The organism is Nitrosomonas sp. Nm166 (assembly GCF_900112825.1).
GTDB lineage: Bacteria > Pseudomonadota > Gammaproteobacteria > Burkholderiales > Nitrosomonadaceae > Nitrosomonas.
The window spans coordinates 1-17,116 of the sequence record NZ_FONE01000002.1; the positions used below are offsets into that span (position 1 = coordinate 1).

The window sequence follows — 17,116 nt, forward strand, 5'->3', positions numbered from 1 at the left end:
TTGTAACTCACCAACCCTGGAAAATAAGGTCGCTCATGCCTCAATACCTGATTCAGGTAATAGTACTTAAACGTCCGGTAGCCCGACAGATGAAACCCTACCACGATCGTCATGATTTCACCAAGACACAGCTCCCCTCGCCGCCGACGCAGCTTCAGCGAGGATTCCAGCAAGTGCTGCTCCCCACATGACTCAAATCCTTTACAAAAGTCGTCAATTGCACAAAAAATCGCTATAGTATCCATCGGAATCTGACTCCTCCAGTGATGAAGCTCTTTCTCATAATCGTTTCATCATAAGGAATCCGGATTCCTTTTACAGCTTTTCTTATGTCGAACTCACGTTACAATAATGAAAGAACTCATCAGGGCAAAATCTGAAAAGGGAAAACTCTGATGGAAACTTTGCTCAGTGAGAAAAAGATTTGGAAGAGCAAAAACTTGAACCAAATCTAGTCTGACAGATACCCAGTCAATTCGTAACTGTACAATCTGATCTGAGCTAGTACTGTTCAATCCATCGTTATATGGCCTTGGATTATAAATTTACTTAAGAAATAGAAATGGAATAACTCCAGCCGTGGCATCATAGAACTATGATCCGCTATTAACTACCCTTTCGACGATGTAAATTATCAATAATAATATGATCAATAAGAAAAACATTAATTCCCCTAACGAGGAATTAATGTTATTGCAAGAAGAAAGAGTTTTTCTATTAATGGATAATTGTTAAAGCGAGACTTTTATTTTTTGTCATCAGTATCTTTTTCGGTTGCGCCGGCTCCTTCTTTTGCTTCACTTTTATCAAAAGTAGGCTCGGAATCTCTCGGTGCATAAGCTGATGGAGGTGGTTTATCCATCGGGTAACCATCTAAGCTTTTCTTTCCTTCACAACCGATTAATAATAATACTGCAAATGCAGTAGCTAGAACTGAAAATTTAATCATTTAATCTCCTATAGTATTCTTCTGTTCATTGAGCTTAACAGCACAATATCGAAGTAATTCGATTATACAAATTTAAGTTAGATAGTCAAATAGCTGGCTATCATGCCAAATTTCTGATCGGCGGCGGGATTTTTAATTTAGAAGCAACCGTCCCATAAAAGAAGAGACGGTTGGTAGTTTTTAACGATAAGAATAAGCCGATACCTCATTGCTTAGGTGATTCATTTTCACGCTCATCATAAAAACTTGGAGGATATTGACCTGGTTTTGGTTCACTACATCCAACTAAAAAAGATGTCAAAAGAGCAGCGATCAATAGAGCGTATTTCATTTCTTTATCTCCTATATTCAAAAAAACTTTTTGACGAAAAATAAATCATGTAAAAACAACTCATCAGCCCCTCCATAGCCAAGAAAGACTATATCTTTAATACCAGAATATCAGAATGCTGTCTAGATAAATTCGATTAAATTTATAAAATATTCAGGTAGTCTACTCTTTACTTTGAATATAACCATTAACATACCATTGATAAAGAATTTTTTCAGTTTCTTTATCAATGTAAGAATGGGATAAAAATTCATAATTGTCAGCAAGCTTAATAAGTATTTTGTAAGTATGTGGACTTACTTTATAAACCTCACCATTGACAAAAAACTTGTTATTGCCACTTAATATTTTACTTTTTAAGCTAAGCTGCACACCAGTTTTCTTAATCTGCTGCAAAAATAAACGGAGGGTCAAAGGTTTGAGAGGCTGCTCAAAGAAAATATGTGATTTAGGTTCTGAGAGATAAACTCCAAGAAAATTTTCAATATCCTCACGATTCCATTTGATTTTTTTTAGTATCGAACTCACCTGGGATTGCATTGATGCTCCAATCTTTGATGGATGAGGTTGCAATTGCAGGTCAGGATCAGAATACCTTTCTTTATCAGTAAGAGAAAGGGATTCTTCCATTTCTATTTTATCTTGCAGATAAACGAGGAACTGCGTTATCAATTCGTGATGACTGGGTGCACGGAAACCTATGGAATAGGTCATGCAATTATCTTCGGCAATACCGTTATGCGCATAGTTAGGCGGCAAATAAAGCATGTCGCCCGCTTGGAGTACCCATTCTTGTTCTGGTTGAAAATTTTTCAGAATTCTGAGTGGAGCATCAGCGATAAGCTGATTATCCAACTGCGCAGATATTTGCCATCGCCGGGATCCTGTTCCTTGTAATAAGAAAACATCGTAGGAATCAAAATGAGGTCCAATACCACCCCCTTTGGGGGCATAGCTCACCATTAAGTCATCTAGGCGAGGATGTGGTATAAAGCGAAATTTTGATAACAAATCACGAGCCGATGGAAGAAAATGATTCACATCCTGTACCAGCAAAGTCCATTGTTTTTTAGGAAGCTTTGCCAAATCATGGCTGCTGAAAGGACCATGCTTAAGGCGCCATTTACCATCACTCTGGATGACCAGACGGGCTTGAGCATCTTCATAACACGATAGCTTCATCAGTTCATTACATGTTAACAAGCCACTAAAACCAGGCAGGGCATTTCTTACTAATAAAGGCTGTTTTTGCCAGTAATCGCGTAAAAATTCTTTGGGTGTCATTCCTCCTAAAGAGATAGCTTTATTAATGTTGAATCCCCCACAGCTCTTCTAGACGTTTGTCACGTCCGCAATTTTTTCGATAATACGCATACCGCAATGGATTTTTGAGGTAATAATCCTGATGATATTCTTCCGCACGATAAAATTCCGTGGCTGGCAAAATTTCTGTCATAATGGGTTGAGTAAATCGCCCGGAAGCTTCTAACGTTTTTTTAGAAATCTCTGCCAGATTTCTTTGATCAGAATTATGGTAAAAAATCACACTGCGGTATTGGGAACCAATGTCACAAAACTGTTGGTTGGCAGTCAATGGATCAATCGTTAACCAGTAAGTAGTCAATAATTTTGAAAAATCAGTTTTCGTATTATCAAAATGAATTCTTACTGCTTCAACATGCCCTGTTTTACCGGTAGATACCTGATGATAAGTTGGATTCGCAACTGTGCCGCCGATATACCCTGATGTGGTTGAAACCACGCCCGGGATTTTGTCAAAATCTGATTCGGTGCACCAGAAGCAACCACCAGCAAAGGTTGCTGTTTCTAGATTTTTGTTCGGTATTTGCGCAGCTGTTGATTCTACTGTAGGCGCACTAACTTGCTGGCAAGCGCTTAATATCAATATGGGCAGCCACACAAGCATAAGATGTCTATTTGAAGTCAATGTTTGCATATAGTCTATCCTCTGAGCGATGGTAGCCGGTCAGTTTTCGGTATAAACTTTAGCGCGAGTCCGTTGTTACACCAGCGCTCACCTCTTGGCGGCGGACCATCTTTAAAAACATGTCCCTGATGTCCGCTACATCGTGCACAATGGTATTCAGTTCGCGGAAAAATCAGCTTAAAGTCACGCCGAGTACCAACATGTCCTGCGATGGGCTGCGTGAAGCTCGGCCATCCCGTTCCGCTCTCATACTTATATTGACTTTCAAATAATGGCAAATAACATGCAGCACAGATAAAAATTCCTTCTCGGTGCTCATGATTGAGTTCACTGCTGTGTGGTTCCTCGGTATGTTCCTCAAACAAAACCCGATAGGCCTCTGGCGATACTAATTCGCGCCAAGCTTCGGGCGGTTTGTTGAGCGGCGCGATCGTAGTCTGGTGGCTATTATTTGCAACTGCCGGTATCGATAATGAAAAGACAGGCAATGCAGTAATTACACTGATTCTTTGGAGAAAGGTGCGTCGTTTCATAAGAAATTCCTCGCTGAATGGATAAAGCCTGAAGTTGCATTCCACTCAAAATTAAGATTAACTAATTAATAAGTTTTACCTAAACTTAGGACATTACTGAATGAATATTGATTTGATTCACTCTGCCATGCAGATTTGTTTATAAATCCTGTATCATCGCAATTTTAAGATTATATCTTGCCTACATGAAGATTACTTTTCTGGAATTTGAGCAAAATATTGCAGAATTTGAATCAAAAATAGAAGAATTACGCTTTGCACAGGACGATTCTGCGTTAGATATTTCATCTGAAATTTCTCGTCTGCAGGCAAAAAGCCAATCACTTACCAAGAATGTTTATGCAAAACTGACCCCCTGGCAGATCTCACAAGTTGCAAGGCATCCACAACGTCCTTATGCACTTGATTATATTGAGCACTTGTTTACAGATTTTGAAGAATTGCATGGTGACCGAAATTTCGCTGATGATCATGCAATTGTAGGTGGTTTAGCACGATTTAACGGTCAAACCATTATGGTGATTGGTCACCAGAAAGGCCGCGACACTCGGGAAAAGATTCACCGCAATTTTGGTATGCCCAAACCGGAAGGCTATCGCAAAGCGTTGCGCTTAATGCGCTTAGCCGAGAAATTCTCTATTCCACTCATTACTTTTATTGATACACCGGGTGCCTATCCGGGCATTGATGCAGAAGAACGGGGGCAATCTGAAGCGATTGGCAAGAATCTTTATGTTCTCGCGGAATTAAGAGTTCCTATCGTATGTGTAATTATTGGTGAAGGCGGTTCTGGTGGCGCCTTGGCAGTGGCTGTCGGTGATATGGTACATATGCTGCAATATGCCACCTATTCTGTAATATCGCCGGAAGGTTGCGCATCTATTTTGTGGAAAAGTGCAGACAAAGCACCAGAAGCTGCGGAAATTATGGGTATTACCGCCGAGCGACTGAAAGCGATTAATTTGATCGATAGTATTATTACTGAGCCGATTGGAGGGGCCCACCGTGATTATCCAGCAATCATGCAATCAGTAAAAATTGTTTTACAGGAGTCACTGCGCAAACTTCAAGAGCATTCAATCGAAATCCTTCTGGAAAAGCGTCTTGAACGGCTCATGACATATGGCTCATTCAAGGAAGTCAAAGAATAGCCTTTTGGGTGATACTAAAAAAGTATTACTTGCACATATTGAGCCGGGAAGCCATCTAACCATTGCTTTGAGTGGCGGTATAGATTCGGTTGTGTTGCTGCATATGCTGGCTATGCTGTCTAAGCAAATACATTTTACGCTTTCTGCCGTGCATGTTAATCACGGCATCAGCCGTAACGCAACACTCTGGAGCAGGTTTTGCTGTAATCTCTGCCATGCTTATGGCATTTCTATCTACGTTGCGTATTTACAGATTAAAAAAGAATTCGGTGTAAGTCTTGAGGCTAGCGCCCGGGAAGAGCGTTATCGCATATTCAACCGGATACAGGCTGACTATGTGGTATTGGCGCAGCACCTGGATGATCAGGCCGAGACATTATTATTACAATTATTGCGTGGTGCAGGAATTAAAGGATTAAGTGCAATGCCTATAGTAAGAAAGCAAGTTTCTGATACTGCACCGCAAATATTACGGCCACTGCTAGAAGTTTCTCGCAGCAGGATCGAAACTTATGCGCGACAAAATAAATTAAATTGGATTAATGATGAGAGTAATGACGACACTACTTTCAATAGAAATTTCCTGCGTCATGAAATTCTACCTTTATTAAAAAAACGCTACCCTAGTTATCCTATAACGCTGTTACGTACCAGCCGTCACTTATCCGAAGCATCATTAATGCTGGATGAGTTGGCGGTAACAGATAGTGAAAGCTGCTTGGTTTCCGGTAAGCTTCAAGTTGATAATCTTCGTAAACTCAGCTTCCCGCGCGCCAAGAATCTTTTACGCTATATGTTATTACAGGAAGGTGCAAACCTTCCTAGCGCAGTAAAATTAGAAGAAATCCTAAATCAGCTTTTATCGGTGTCCTCGGATAATCAATTCCATATCAGCTTTGCGAATACTGAAGTTCGCTGTTATAAAGGCGCTGTCTACATACTCCACAAAAAAATACTTCCGCAAGAATCTGAGCAATATTCATATGTATGGCGTGGCGAAGCCTATTTAATACTTCCATATTTAAATGGTACCCTTTATTTTACTCAAGCAGAAAATCAAGGGATCAATCAGCAGAAAATATTAAATGAACCGATTACCGTGCGTTCGCGCAAGGGAGGTGAGCGTTTCAAGCCAGCTTGTAACCGTCCGCGGAAAAGTTTAAAAAACTTGCTGCAGGAGGCATCTATTCCGCCGTGGGAACGCAGTACGCTACCATTGTTATTTTGTAGTGAGAAGCTCATATGGGTACCGGGAATCGGCATCGATTGTGAATTTCAAGTAAAATCCGGTGAGTTGGGTATTCTACCCATCTGGTGTCCCAAATAAAAAAAGAGATGCTTTTTAAAGCGACTGAAATTCCAAAGATTGTTAATCAATTTATTCTTTAAGAGGAAACTTGATGATTCTGGTCACGGGTGGCGCGGGATTTATTGGAAGTAATTTTGTTTTAGATTGGCTAGCGCAATCTGATGAAAAAATTTTAAATCTTGACAAGTTGACGTATGCCGGAAATTTAAAAAATCTATCCTCCTTAGAGAAAGATTCAAGGCATGTTTTTGTACTGGGAGATATTGGGGATATCAAGTTGGTTTCACGATTGCTGGTGCAGTATCAACCCCGGGCAATTATCAATTTCGCTGCCGAAAGTCATGTGGATCGCTCAATTCACGGTCCAGAAGATTTCATTCAAACCAATATTCTCGGCACATTTCGCTTATTGGAAGCTGCACGCGCTTATTGGAACAAGTTAGAAGTTCATGAAAAACAAAATTTTCGCTTTCTTCATATTTCAACCGATGAGGTTTACGGTTCATTAACTCAAATTGAACCTGCGTTTACCGAAGAACATCGTTATGAGCCTAATAGCCCTTATTCAGCCAGCAAAGCTTCCAGTGATCATTTGGTTCGCGCTTATCATCACACTTACGGCTTACCGGTATTGACTACAAACTGTTCCAATAATTATGGCCCTTTTCAATTCCCCGAGAAACTGATTCCTTTAATGATTGTTAATGCTCTGGCAGGAAAACCTCTACCGGTTTATGGCGATGGCTTGCAAATTCGCGACTGGCTATATGTGGTTGATCATTGCAGCGCAATCCGCCGTGTTTTAGAAGCGGGTAAGCCGGGAGAAACTTATAACGTTGGTGGATGGAATGAAAAGCCCAATATTGAAATTGTTCAAACAATTTGTAATTTATTGGAAGAATTATATCCAGGTTCGACCTTTCATCACCTGATTACCTATGTCAAAGATCGCCCTGGACACGATCGCCGCTATGCAATAAACGCTATGAAAATTGAACGTGAATTAAACTGGAAACCAGCGGAAACATTTGAAACAGGCATCCGTAAAACGATTCAATGGTATTTAAATAACCAGCAATGGATAGCTGATGTTCAAACCGGCACTTACCGGGAATGGATAGAAAAAAATTATGCCGGGTTACAGTAAGTAATGAAAATTTTGCTATTAGGTAGAAATGGCCAGGTAGGGTGGGAGTTGCAGCGGAGCTTGGCTCCATTGGGCGAATTAATTGCATTGAGTTCGACAAGTAAGGCGCTATGTGGCGACTTAACCAATCTTACTGGTATCAAACACACAATCAGAAAAATTGCACCCGATATTATTGTCAATGCAGCAGCATACACTGCCGTCGATAAAGCAGAGAGCGAGACAGAATCGGCTCACCTCTTGAATGCCGAGGCCCCTGGTATTCTTGCACAAGAAGCCAAGCAACTGAATGCTCGGTTGGTTCATTATTCAACAGATTATGTTTTTAACGGGAATGGTGATCAGCCACATTTTGAAACTGATGCCACCGATCCGCTCAATGTCTATGGAAGAACTAAGCTGGAGGGTGAAAAGAATATTATTGCATCAGGATGCTCGCATTTAATATTTCGTACCAGTTGGGTCTATGCAGCTCATGGAAATAATTTTATTAAAACGATACTTCGTTTAGCACAGCAGAGAGATAAGTTAACCATTGTCAATGATCAGATTGGTTCGCCTACCGGGGCAGAGTTAATAGCTGATATTACTGCTTATGCATTACTTGCACTCAAGCATCAGCCTGAGGTTTCAGGTTTATATCATTTGGTAGCTAAGGGGTATACCTCGTGGTATGAATTTGCCAGATTCATCTTGAAGCATGCAAGTCATGCAAATTTTCCATTAAAAATACAACTAGATGCTTTGTTACCGATAGCAAGTAGGGATTTCCCCCTACCTGCTGAACGTCCACTTAATTCACGCTTAAATACTGGTAAGTTAGAAAAGCAATTTGATCTAAATTTACCTGCTTGGCAAGCAGGTGTATCCCGTACTTTGACTGAGATATTGAGTAAAGAATTTTAGAGAATTAGGTTTCTTACCACTTCCCAGTGAGCGTGCTAACTACTTGGGGAATCTCTGGTAATTTTACTTTCTAAGACTCTATATTTTAATTGATTAAGCATGTCAATCATGATTTCCGAGACTTGTTTTTTTATATTGAGACTACGTTTTCTGTATTCTATATTCCGGAAGCAAAAAAACGGCTGGCTATATAAATCCAAAAACTAGCTTGAATGATTAGTTGAGTTCAGTATATACTTCCTTTCTTAATTAGTAATAAGAACTTTTATAGGAAATAATACAATGAAATATACTCTTCTGGCTGCGTCTTTACTTTTACTGGCTCTAACATTATCTGCATGTGGTCGTCCTAGCCAAGCTTTACCTGAAACTGAAAAAGAAAATTATGAAAAGATGATGCGTGGTGAACAAATAGAATGTCCACACGGAATTGATGCCAACGGTAATTGCCTGAAAGAAGGTGCTGATCCTCGTCCATATGGTGGAACAAGCAAACCTGGACACTAATCAGCAGGTAAAAAACAAACTCCTCTTGCTGAGGAACAGAAACCAAAAGCCGCTTTATCAGGCGGCTTTTGGTTTTTCATAATCAGAATTTCTAAAAATAAAGCTGGCTTACCTTTATTTAAGTTGTTCGTGTAGCAGGTTAAGAATACGACTTGCAGTGGTGGAGTTGACAGTTGTTCCGTCATCATGAAGGAGGCTGATTTTGCTGGTATTAGTTCCAGTATTATCAACCTGAATGCGATATTTCGCAGCTTTTGCATCTGCTTTATCATTATTACGCCAAAACATAATCCCTGACAGGATGCCATCATCATCACCCGCTTTCTTACTGTCTTTCTCGGGATTAAGGTAACGGACAAAGTAAATCCCTTCCGCTCGATTGCGATCTTCAACGGTAAAACCGATACGGTCAAGGGCCAAACCGACGCGTCGCCATGCTCTGTCAAACGCTTCATTAACCACGAGAGTACTTCCTGTTTCCCGATCAATATAGGCGCGCTCCTGGGCGATACTTCTACTGGTGGTGAGCTCCTGCCTGGCTTTTTCTTCTGCTACGCCAAAGCGCATCATCAAGCGAGACAGCATCTCAGCTTCCAGGTCAGGGTCTGCTGGTCGAGGTTGCCAAATGGTACGATTGAGATTACCCCCTTCCAGCACCTCAGTCATGCCGCGATGACTGATATACACTTCGGTACTACCTGACTCATTCCGTTCCAGACGAGTACGGAATTTATCACGCTCAGCAGTTGAATAGATACTGTCCAGGAAAGTAGAGAGAAGAGTGCGTACGACATCTTGTGGGATCTTAGCTCGGTTTTCAGCCCAGTCAGTTTCCATGATGCCCGCTTCCGGAACTTCTACTTTGATCAGGAAACCCAATTCTTGCCAGAATTCCTTTACGATAGGCCAGATAGCCTCAGGTGATTGAGGTATTACTAACCAGCGCTGTGTTCCAGCACGCTCAATATGGATGTTTTGAATAGATGATGCTACAAAGGGAGATGTACCAGCCTTGGGTTGTCCGTTGCGTTCACTATAATAAGAAGAAAACGTTGTACTGCCGGATGAGCCTATCTCAGGTATTGAATAACGTTCATCAACAGCAGGTTTGATGAGATCGGGCGGTATATCTAAAGGGGGTAGCTTTCCTGCTGATTTATAGTCAATAGTTTTGGTTTCAGGAAACAGTTCGAGCATTTTGCAACTCGTATTTGTCAATGAAAGCGCCAGTACCAGATACGGCATGGTTACTTTTCGCCATTTCATTTTTGAAATTACTCCTTCAAATTATCGATATTTGCAAACTGCATTGCTTCTCGAATGAGCTGATGATATTTATCGGATAGTGGTGTAAGCGGTAAGCGAATTCCTGAATCTATTAAACCCATTTGGGCAATAGCCCATTTCACAGGAATTGGATTAGCTTCTACAAACAGATTCACATGCAAGTGCAGGAGTTTGTTATTCAAAGTACGCGCAGTATCTAAATCACCAGCGAATGCAGCGATGCACATTTCATGCATCATTTTAGGGGCGACATTTGCCGTGACTGAAATGACACCGCGCCCCCCCAGCAGCAGAAATGCTAATGCACTAACATCATCTCCGCTATATACGGAAAAATCAGATGGTGCACGAAGCAATAAATCAGAACCCCGTCCAATATCACCTGTTGCGTCTTTAATACCAGCAATATTAGGAATCTCTGCTAGACGCAGTGCTGTATCGTTATGGATATCCACACCTGTTCTACCTGGGACGTTATATAGAATATGTGGAATCTCAACGGCTTCTGCAATCGCTTTGAAATGCTGGTATAGCCCTTCCTGTGTAGGTTTATTGTAATAAGGGGCGACTGAAAGGCAGGCATCTACGCCTGCATTTTTTGCATAAATTGATAAGTCGATGGCTTCACGTGTGGAATTGGCGCCAGTACCTGCAATTACCGGTATTCGTCCAGCGACATGATCAACGGCAGTACGCATCAGTAAATGATGCTCATCAAAATCTACCGTTGGGGATTCGCCCGTAGTGCCCACTACCACAACGCCATCGGTACCCTGCGCGATATGGAAGTCAAGAAGAGAACGGAATCGTTCTAAGTCTAATCCGCCGTCTTCATGCATGGGAGTGACGATGGCAACTAAGCTCCCTTTATACATGGCAATCTATCCAGTAAAAAAATATATTTTACCCGAATCTCATCATGTTTAAGTATATTCACCCATGAATTCCGGCATATTTTATTTTACCAGTTCAGACACGTTCTGATGAATTAGTATCAGAACCACTTATTCAATTTTAGAAAAACTGATTCTATCATCGTTATAGTCCACTTTAATCGTATCTTTTGCAATAAATTTTCCTTCCAGAATTTCTTTGGCTAACGGATTCTCAATTTGAGCCTGAATAGCACGTTTCAACGGACGTGCACCGAATACTGGATCAAAGCCAACTTGAGAAATTGCTGTTAGCGCCGCTTCGCTGACCTCAAGCTGTATTCCCAACTTGGCCAGTCGTGTTTCCAGATAGTGCAACTGTATCTTAGCAATCGATTTGATATGTTTCTCATCCAATGAGTGAAACACCACAACTTCATCAATACGATTAATAAATTCAGGACGAAAATAGGTTTTTACTTCACCCATCACTGCCTGCTTGATCACCTGATATTCACTGCCAGCCATTTCCTGAATCATTTGCGATCCTAGGTTGGATGTCATAACGATAACGGTATTCTTAAAGTCAACCGTGCGTCCTTGACCATCAGTCATACGTCCATCATCTAAAACTTGTAGCAATACATTGAATACATCCGGATGCGCTTTTTCCACTTCATCCAGCAAAATGACCGCATAGGGTTTTCTGCGAACAGTTTCGGTGAGATAGCCGCCTTCTTCATAACCTACATAGCCCGGTGGAGCGCCAATCAAGCGAGCTACTGAATGTTTTTCCATAAATTCGGACATATCGATACGTATTAAATGCTCTTCTGAATCAAACAGAAAACCTGCCAAAGCTTTACATAGCTCAGTTTTTCCTACGCCGGTAGGCCCAAGAAACAAGAAGGATCCATAAGGTCGGTTAGGATCGGCCAATCCAGCACGGGAACGCCGAATAGCATCGGATACCAACCGTACCGCTTCATCCTGACCTATTACTCGCTCATGTAATCTTTGTTCCATCAGTAGCAATTTTTCGCGCTCACCTTGCATCATTTTAGATACAGGAATACCGGTAGCACGCGATACCACTTCGGCAATTTCTTCTGCACCAACTTGGGTGCGTAACAGCTTGGGTATGGCAGTTTCTGGTTGAGTACTGCCAGTACCGCCGGCTTGCTGCTTTTGGTCGCCAAGCTGGGACTGCAGTTGCGCTTCCAGTTGTGGCAGACGGCCATATTGCAATTCCGAAACTTTTTGCCAATCTCCTTTACGGGTAGCCGCTTCTATTTCCAGCTTGATTTTCTCCATTTCCTCTTTGATTTGCTGGGAACCTTGTACCTGGAATTTTTCAGTTTTCCAGATTTCAGCCAAGTCAGCATATTCACGCTCTTTTTGTTTTATTTCATCCTCAAGCAATTGAAGACGTTTTTGCGAAGCTTCATCTTTTTCCTTTTTGATGGCTTCACGTTCAATCTTGAGTTGTATCAGGCGCCGATCCAGTTTATCCAGTACTTCCGGCTTGGAGTCAATTTCCATACGAATGCGCGCAGCCGCTTCATCAATCAAATCAATTGCTTTGTCGGGGAGAAAACGATCAGTAATATAGCGATGCGATAACTCTGCGGCAGCGACAATAGCGGGGTCAGTGATGTCAACGCCATGATGCACTTCATATTTTTCCTGCAGGCCGCGCAGTATAGCAATGGTGGCTTCTACGCTAGGTTCCTCCACTAATACTTTCTGAAAACGCCGTTCTAGCGCAGCATCTTTTTCAACATATTTACGGTATTCATCCAGTGTGGTTGCACCGATACAGTGCAATTCCCCACGCGCCAGCGCAGGTTTTAGCATATTACCTGCATCCATTGCACCTTCAGCCTTACCTGCCCCAACCATGGTATGTAGCTCATCAATGAATACGATGGTTTTTCCTTCTTCCTGTGCGAGTTCTTTCAGCACTGATTTGAGACGCTCTTCAAATTCGCCCCGGTATTTGGCACCTGCTAGCAGTGCGGCCATATCCAAAACAAGAACACGTTTATCTTTCAGGCTTTCGGGTACTTCACCATTGATAATGCGCTGTGCCAAGCCTTCAACAATTGCAGTTTTACCAACACCTGGTTCACCAATCAGCACGGGGTTGTTTTTAGTGCGCCGTTGCAGAACTTGTATTGCACGGCGAATTTCGTCGTCACGCCCGATGACTGGATCCAGTTTACCCTGGCGTGCACGTTCAGTTAGATCCAACGTATATTTTTTTAAGGCTTCACGGCCACTTTCAGCTTCAGCACTGCTGACCTGTTCGCCACCGCGTATATCGTTAATGGCGCGTTCCAGTGCGGCTTGATTAGCACCGTGTTGCTTAAGCAATGTACCGATCTCGCCTTTATCCTGCAAGGCTGCCAGCAGAAGCATTTCCGAAGCAATGAACTGGTCGTTGCGTTTTTGCGCTTCTTTATCTGCCACATTAAGCAGGTTATTCAGATTACGGGAAATATTGATTTCTCCACTTGAACTATCCGTTTTAGGTAAACGCTGAATATTTTGCTTGAGGCTTGCCAGCAAGGGAGCGGTGTTTACTCCAGAACGTTGCAGTAAGGAAAGGGTGCTGCCATCTTCCTGCTGCAGTAGTGCCAATAACAGATGTTGTGGCTCAATGGTTGGATTATCTTGTCCAATAGCGATACTCTGAGCATCGGCAAAAGCTTGTTGGAATTTAGTAGTGAGTTTATCAAAGCGCATGAAATTCTCCCTTTATAGGTTATTGATTGCTACGTGGGGGATGAATGTCGAAATTTCAAGAGCGATTATTTTGCTAAGCGAATTGTGCGTATTTTGGCTACAGGTGGTATGGTTTTTTTTAAGATATTTTCAATTTCAGAAACGGGTACTGGTTTGCTGAAATAATAGCCTTGATAGTGATTGCATTTTTGCGCTATCAATAGACGCAGCTGCTCTTCTGTTTCAATTCCTTCTGCGATAACATCTATCTCTAAACTGTGCGCCATCGCAATAATCGCTGCAACGATGGTATGGTCATTCTTGTCGGTTACAATGTCGCGCACAAATGAGCGATCTATTTTAAGCGTATTGATTGGGAAGCGTTTCAGATAACTGAGACTGGAATAGCCAGTGCCAAAGTCATCAATTGAAATATGAATGCCCATTTCATTTAAACACCTTAATGTTTCCACGACTTTCTCGATGTTATCGATCAACATGCTTTCAGTGATTTCCAAGGTGATATATTTCGCTGCAACCTTAGTTTCACTCAATATGCAGGAGATATTTTTTATGAGTTCCTTATCTCGAAATTGTCTACCAGATAGATTAATAGCTACTTTTGGAACATCATAACCCTGATCTTGCCAAATTCTGATTTGCCTGCAGACTGTTCTTAGAACCCACTCGCCAATTGGAATAATCAGCCCAGTTTCTTCCGCCAAGCTGATAAATTTATCTGGCGCAATCAATTTATGTTCAGGATGCCGCCAGCGCAGCAGTGCTTCCACACTATAAAGTTGATTATCGGGCATATCCATGACTGGCTGATAATATAAAACCAATTCATTACGCTCTAACGCATAACGTAAATCGAGGCCTAAGGTATGCCGTTCGTGCGCTGACTTATTGAGCTCTTTGGTAAAGAACTGGTAATTATTGCGTCCATTTTCTTTCGCATAGTACATGGCTACATCACTGTTCTTTAATAACGCTTCTGCATTGGTTCCGTCCTTTGGGAACACTGCAATTCCAATGCTGCCCCCGATATGTAGCTCATTTTTATGGATATGATAGGGCTGAGCCAACGAATCCAGAATTTTTTGCGCTACTTTTGCGGCATCCAGCGATTCCGCAATAGAATTTAAAACGACAATAAATTCATCACCGCCTTGGCGTGCAACCGTATCTTCGTTGCGAACACAGGTTAATAATCGCTCAGCTACTGCTTTTAGCAAGAAGTCACCGATATCATGACCTAAGGAATCATTGATCGTTTTGAAATGGTCCAGATCGATAAATAGCACCGCCATTCGCTTTTGATGACGAGCATCCTGTACCAGTGCTTGTTCAATACGGTCTTGGAGCAAAAGCCGATTGGGCAAGCCTGTTAACGCATCATGCGTGGCCATTTGGACGATGCGTTGTTTAGCTTCTTTGCGTTCATACCATCGGCCCAGGTCACGCGCAATAGTATCAATAAGATTTTGTTCGTAAGGTAATATAAATGGAAGGTCCTGTAGGTAAGAGACTTGTAACCGCCCACATAATTCTCCATTAGATATAATTTTTGCGCTGATTTTGTTGTGAAGCTTTTCTTTATACTCCGCGGTGGCAAATTGTTTGTTTCCAAGCTCTATCATGGCGATAGCCATTTCAGGATATTGTAAAGCCGAAACGAGAGATTTTAATATGCTCTGGCATATTTGCTCGGTGCTCAGATCCTGGTCCATATAATCCCATATTATATCTAAGCAATTGTTTTCTTTAATTCTTTCTTTAAGATTGAGGTCTTTTTGTTTATGTGCAGTAATGTCGACACTGACAGAAAGGTAACGATCTATTTTTCCAGGCGTGCTTGCAATCGGTATAACTGCTGAATCTATCCAATAGAGCGCTCCTAATTTATTACGGCTACAGATTTCCTGGTGCCAGATATCTCCCTGGGAAAGAGTTGTCCACATATCCATAGCAAATAATTCGGAATGAACATATGAGATTAATAAGTGACAGTCTTGCCCTACCAGTTCTTCTTCAGTGTAGCCACTGATTTCACACCACCTCTCATTGACTTGTAAAATTTTTCCTTCATGATCGGTAAAGAAAATCAAAGCAATTTTGCCGATAGCGTTGATATAGGCGGTTAGCTCAAAATAGATTTTCTCGGCATGGTTTCTAGATTGTAGTAACTTTTCATGCGTTTCTATTAATTCATTCCGGGACTTAATTGATTTTTGAATGAGCGGTAAAGTTTGCCAATGTAAAACTGCTATACCAAATGATACCAACATACCCAAATATAATAATATTGTTGGGGTGTTATCCATCAGCTGACTGTATAATTCTTCTTTATCAATTTTAAGTACAGCACCTAATCCATAAGCGATAGGGGAATGTGCTGCAACAACATCAACTTGCCGATAATCATTGATGAATTTGATACCACTTTGCTTTGCCAATGCATAATGTATCGGCAATGATTGATTATTGATGATACGTTTTATGCGGATAAACTGATTACCTGCGGAACCGCGCATGAAGCAGTCCGTTTCAAGATTACTTTCTTTCACGGGAGCACAAAGCAAGAATTCGCCTGTTGTGCCCATCAGGGTAATTTCTGTAAAAATTCTGGTGAGCGCAGGCGCAGGTTCTTCCGTTACAATCTGGCCAATGAGTTTATTTTCATTGTTTAGAAGAGGAATGGAGGTACGAAGGATAAATTGTTCATTCCACAATAAATCGCTGTGAATGTCTGAATCGGTATCTAATTTAATAATAAAATCTGGGGAACTAGAGTTAAAACCTGAACTGAGTATCAAGTTATCCCTCTCATCATAGATGCTGATACCTGAAAAGTTTTTGTTCAGCATTTTTTCTGAAGATTGAATTAAACCGGCAATACCTTCATCTCTGAGTTCATACGAATTGGCTTTTTCTAAGTCTTGAACCAGTAGAGAACGTGTAGACGCTGCTTTTGTGCTCGATATGGAATAGGTAATATTATTTTCGATCACCTTAACCATGTTGTCTAATGCTACTTGAAGACCTGAAGTAGCTATAGCTTCAGTTTGTGGTTGCATAATCCTATAAACAGAAAAACCCGCTAGCAAGATGAGAATTACCAGTGTTAATCCACTGATTGTGATAATTCTGCGATCTTCTTGATTAATAAAAAAAAGGGGCATTTCTGTTATGTTAGAAGCTGAAATTTACAAAGACTCGCTGATTGGGATAGTTATTCAGGAACGGCACTAACTATTATCGGTAAGCTGCTTCTCTACTTAAGCTATAATTAGGGGTATTTTTGCCCCTTATTCTGAATATGCTAACAATAGCTTGTCATAAATTTATGAGTCTGGCAAAGATCACATACTATTTGCTCAACGAGTAAGTGAGTATTTTGAATTGCATCGGCAATCCATCGAAATACTGTCGGATCAATCCATAAT

Annotated in this window: 14 protein-coding genes and 1 pseudogene; 5 read left to right on the top strand and 10 right to left on the bottom strand. The window is 41.3% G+C overall.

Annotation, left to right across the window (positions count from 1 at the left end; translation table 11 throughout):
• The 6 genes and pseudogenes from BM021_RS00755 to msrB form a co-directional block, all read right to left on the bottom strand.
• Positions 1-245: pseudogene (locus tag BM021_RS00755) on the bottom strand (IS982 family transposase); the annotation flags it as partial.
• A 500-nt stretch (positions 246-745) separates the two neighbouring features.
• On the bottom strand, positions 746-949 hold the full coding sequence (locus tag BM021_RS00760; RefSeq protein ID WP_090717569.1) for a hypothetical protein: 204 nt from the start codon (positions 947-949) through the stop codon (positions 746-748).
• 205 nt (positions 950-1,154) lie between these two features.
• Positions 1,155-1,280, bottom strand: coding sequence for a hypothetical protein (locus tag BM021_RS15890; RefSeq protein WP_256207704.1), 126 nt, complete (start codon positions 1,278-1,280; stop codon positions 1,155-1,157).
• Positions 1,281-1,442: 162 nt separating this feature from the next.
• Positions 1,443-2,564 carry a cupin domain-containing protein gene (locus tag BM021_RS00765; RefSeq protein ID WP_090717572.1) on the bottom strand — a complete coding sequence of 374 codons (1,122 nt, stop codon included), beginning with the start codon at positions 2,562-2,564 and terminating at the stop codon, positions 1,443-1,445.
• 22 nt (positions 2,565-2,586) lie between these two features.
• The gene (gene msrA / locus BM021_RS00770; protein ID WP_090717574.1) at positions 2,587-3,237 is read right to left on the bottom strand and encodes a peptide-methionine (S)-S-oxide reductase MsrA; all 651 of its coding nucleotides are present in this window, start codon (positions 3,235-3,237) and stop codon (positions 2,587-2,589) included.
• Between the two features lie 5 nt (positions 3,238-3,242).
• Positions 3,243-3,761, bottom strand: a complete 519-nt coding sequence (gene msrB / locus BM021_RS00775; protein WP_090717577.1) for a peptide-methionine (R)-S-oxide reductase MsrB — start codon at positions 3,759-3,761, stop codon at positions 3,243-3,245.
• Positions 3,762-3,946: 185 nt separating this feature from the next.
• Here msrB and BM021_RS00780 point away from each other — a divergent pair, with 185 nt between their 5' ends.
• The 5 genes from BM021_RS00780 to BM021_RS00800 all read left to right on the top strand — a co-directional run bounded on the left by BM021_RS00780 (position 3,947) and on the right by BM021_RS00800 (position 8,781).
• Positions 3,947-4,912 (top strand): acetyl-CoA carboxylase carboxyltransferase subunit alpha, encoded by a 966-nt coding sequence (locus BM021_RS00780; RefSeq protein ID WP_090717580.1) that lies wholly within the window; start codon positions 3,947-3,949, stop codon positions 4,910-4,912.
• Between the two features lie 4 nt (positions 4,913-4,916).
• A complete protein-coding gene (gene tilS / locus BM021_RS00785) occupies positions 4,917-6,239 on the top strand; it encodes a tRNA lysidine(34) synthetase TilS (RefSeq protein ID WP_256207705.1) in 1,323 nt (440 codons plus the stop codon).
• Between the two features lie 73 nt (positions 6,240-6,312).
• Complete coding sequence (gene rfbB / locus BM021_RS00790; protein WP_090717585.1) at positions 6,313-7,368, top strand: dTDP-glucose 4,6-dehydratase; 1,056 nt, start codon at positions 6,313-6,315, stop codon at positions 7,366-7,368.
• A 3-nt stretch (positions 7,369-7,371) separates the two neighbouring features.
• Positions 7,372-8,274, top strand: coding sequence for a dTDP-4-dehydrorhamnose reductase (rfbD, locus tag BM021_RS00795; protein ID WP_090717588.1), 903 nt, complete (start codon positions 7,372-7,374; stop codon positions 8,272-8,274).
• 282 nt (positions 8,275-8,556) lie between these two features.
• Entirely contained in the window at positions 8,557-8,781 is a 225-nt protein-coding gene (locus BM021_RS00800) for a hypothetical protein (protein ID WP_090717591.1), read from the top strand.
• A gap of 114 nt (positions 8,782-8,895) precedes the next feature.
• Here BM021_RS00800 and bamC read toward each other — a convergent pair whose 3' ends face one another.
• The 4 genes from bamC to BM021_RS00820 all read right to left on the bottom strand — a co-directional run bounded on the left by bamC (position 8,896) and on the right by BM021_RS00820 (position 16,852).
• Complete coding sequence (gene bamC, locus BM021_RS00805; RefSeq protein WP_090717594.1) at positions 8,896-10,047, bottom strand: outer membrane protein assembly factor BamC; 1,152 nt, start codon at positions 10,045-10,047, stop codon at positions 8,896-8,898.
• Positions 10,048-10,055: 8 nt separating this feature from the next.
• Positions 10,056-10,943: a 4-hydroxy-tetrahydrodipicolinate synthase gene (dapA, locus tag BM021_RS00810; RefSeq protein ID WP_090717597.1), complete on the bottom strand. Its 888-nt coding sequence runs from the start codon at positions 10,941-10,943 to the stop codon at positions 10,056-10,058.
• A gap of 129 nt (positions 10,944-11,072) precedes the next feature.
• Positions 11,073-13,688: an ATP-dependent chaperone ClpB gene (gene clpB / locus BM021_RS00815; protein WP_090717599.1), complete on the bottom strand. Its 2,616-nt coding sequence runs from the start codon at positions 13,686-13,688 to the stop codon at positions 11,073-11,075.
• A gap of 65 nt (positions 13,689-13,753) precedes the next feature.
• Entirely contained in the window at positions 13,754-16,852 is a 3,099-nt protein-coding gene (locus BM021_RS00820) for a sensor domain-containing protein (protein ID WP_090717601.1), read from the bottom strand.
• Positions 16,853-17,116 lie beyond the last annotated feature (264 nt).

Excerpts from the sequence above, each read along its gene's own strand:
- BM021_RS00760 (WP_090717569.1), bottom strand. The coding sequence starts at position 949 with ATGATTAAATTTTCAGTTCTAGCTACTGCATTTGCAGTATTATTATTA.
- BM021_RS15890 (WP_256207704.1), bottom strand. The coding sequence starts at position 1,280 with ATGAAATACGCTCTATTGATCGCTGCTCTTTTGACATCTTTTTTAGTT.
- BM021_RS00765 (WP_090717572.1), bottom strand. The coding sequence starts at position 2,564 with ATGACACCCAAAGAATTTTTACGCGATTACTGGCAAAAACAGCCTTTA.
- msrA (WP_090717574.1), bottom strand. The coding sequence starts at position 3,237 with ATGCAAACATTGACTTCAAATAGACATCTTATGCTTGTGTGGCTGCCC.
- msrB (WP_090717577.1), bottom strand. The coding sequence starts at position 3,761 with ATGAAACGACGCACCTTTCTCCAAAGAATCAGTGTAATTACTGCATTG.
- BM021_RS00780 (WP_090717580.1), top strand. The coding sequence starts at position 3,947 with ATGAAGATTACTTTTCTGGAATTTGAGCAAAATATTGCAGAATTTGAA.
- rfbB (WP_090717585.1), top strand. The coding sequence starts at position 6,313 with ATGATTCTGGTCACGGGTGGCGCGGGATTTATTGGAAGTAATTTTGTT.
- rfbD (WP_090717588.1), top strand. The coding sequence starts at position 7,372 with ATGAAAATTTTGCTATTAGGTAGAAATGGCCAGGTAGGGTGGGAGTTG.
- BM021_RS00800 (WP_090717591.1), top strand. The coding sequence starts at position 8,557 with ATGAAATATACTCTTCTGGCTGCGTCTTTACTTTTACTGGCTCTAACA.
- bamC (WP_090717594.1), bottom strand. The coding sequence starts at position 10,047 with ATGAAATGGCGAAAAGTAACCATGCCGTATCTGGTACTGGCGCTTTCA.
- dapA (WP_090717597.1), bottom strand. The coding sequence starts at position 10,943 with ATGTATAAAGGGAGCTTAGTTGCCATCGTCACTCCCATGCATGAAGAC.
- clpB (WP_090717599.1), bottom strand. The coding sequence starts at position 13,688 with ATGCGCTTTGATAAACTCACTACTAAATTCCAACAAGCTTTTGCCGAT.
- BM021_RS00820 (WP_090717601.1), bottom strand. The coding sequence starts at position 16,852 with ATGCCCCTTTTTTTTATTAATCAAGAAGATCGCAGAATTATCACAATC.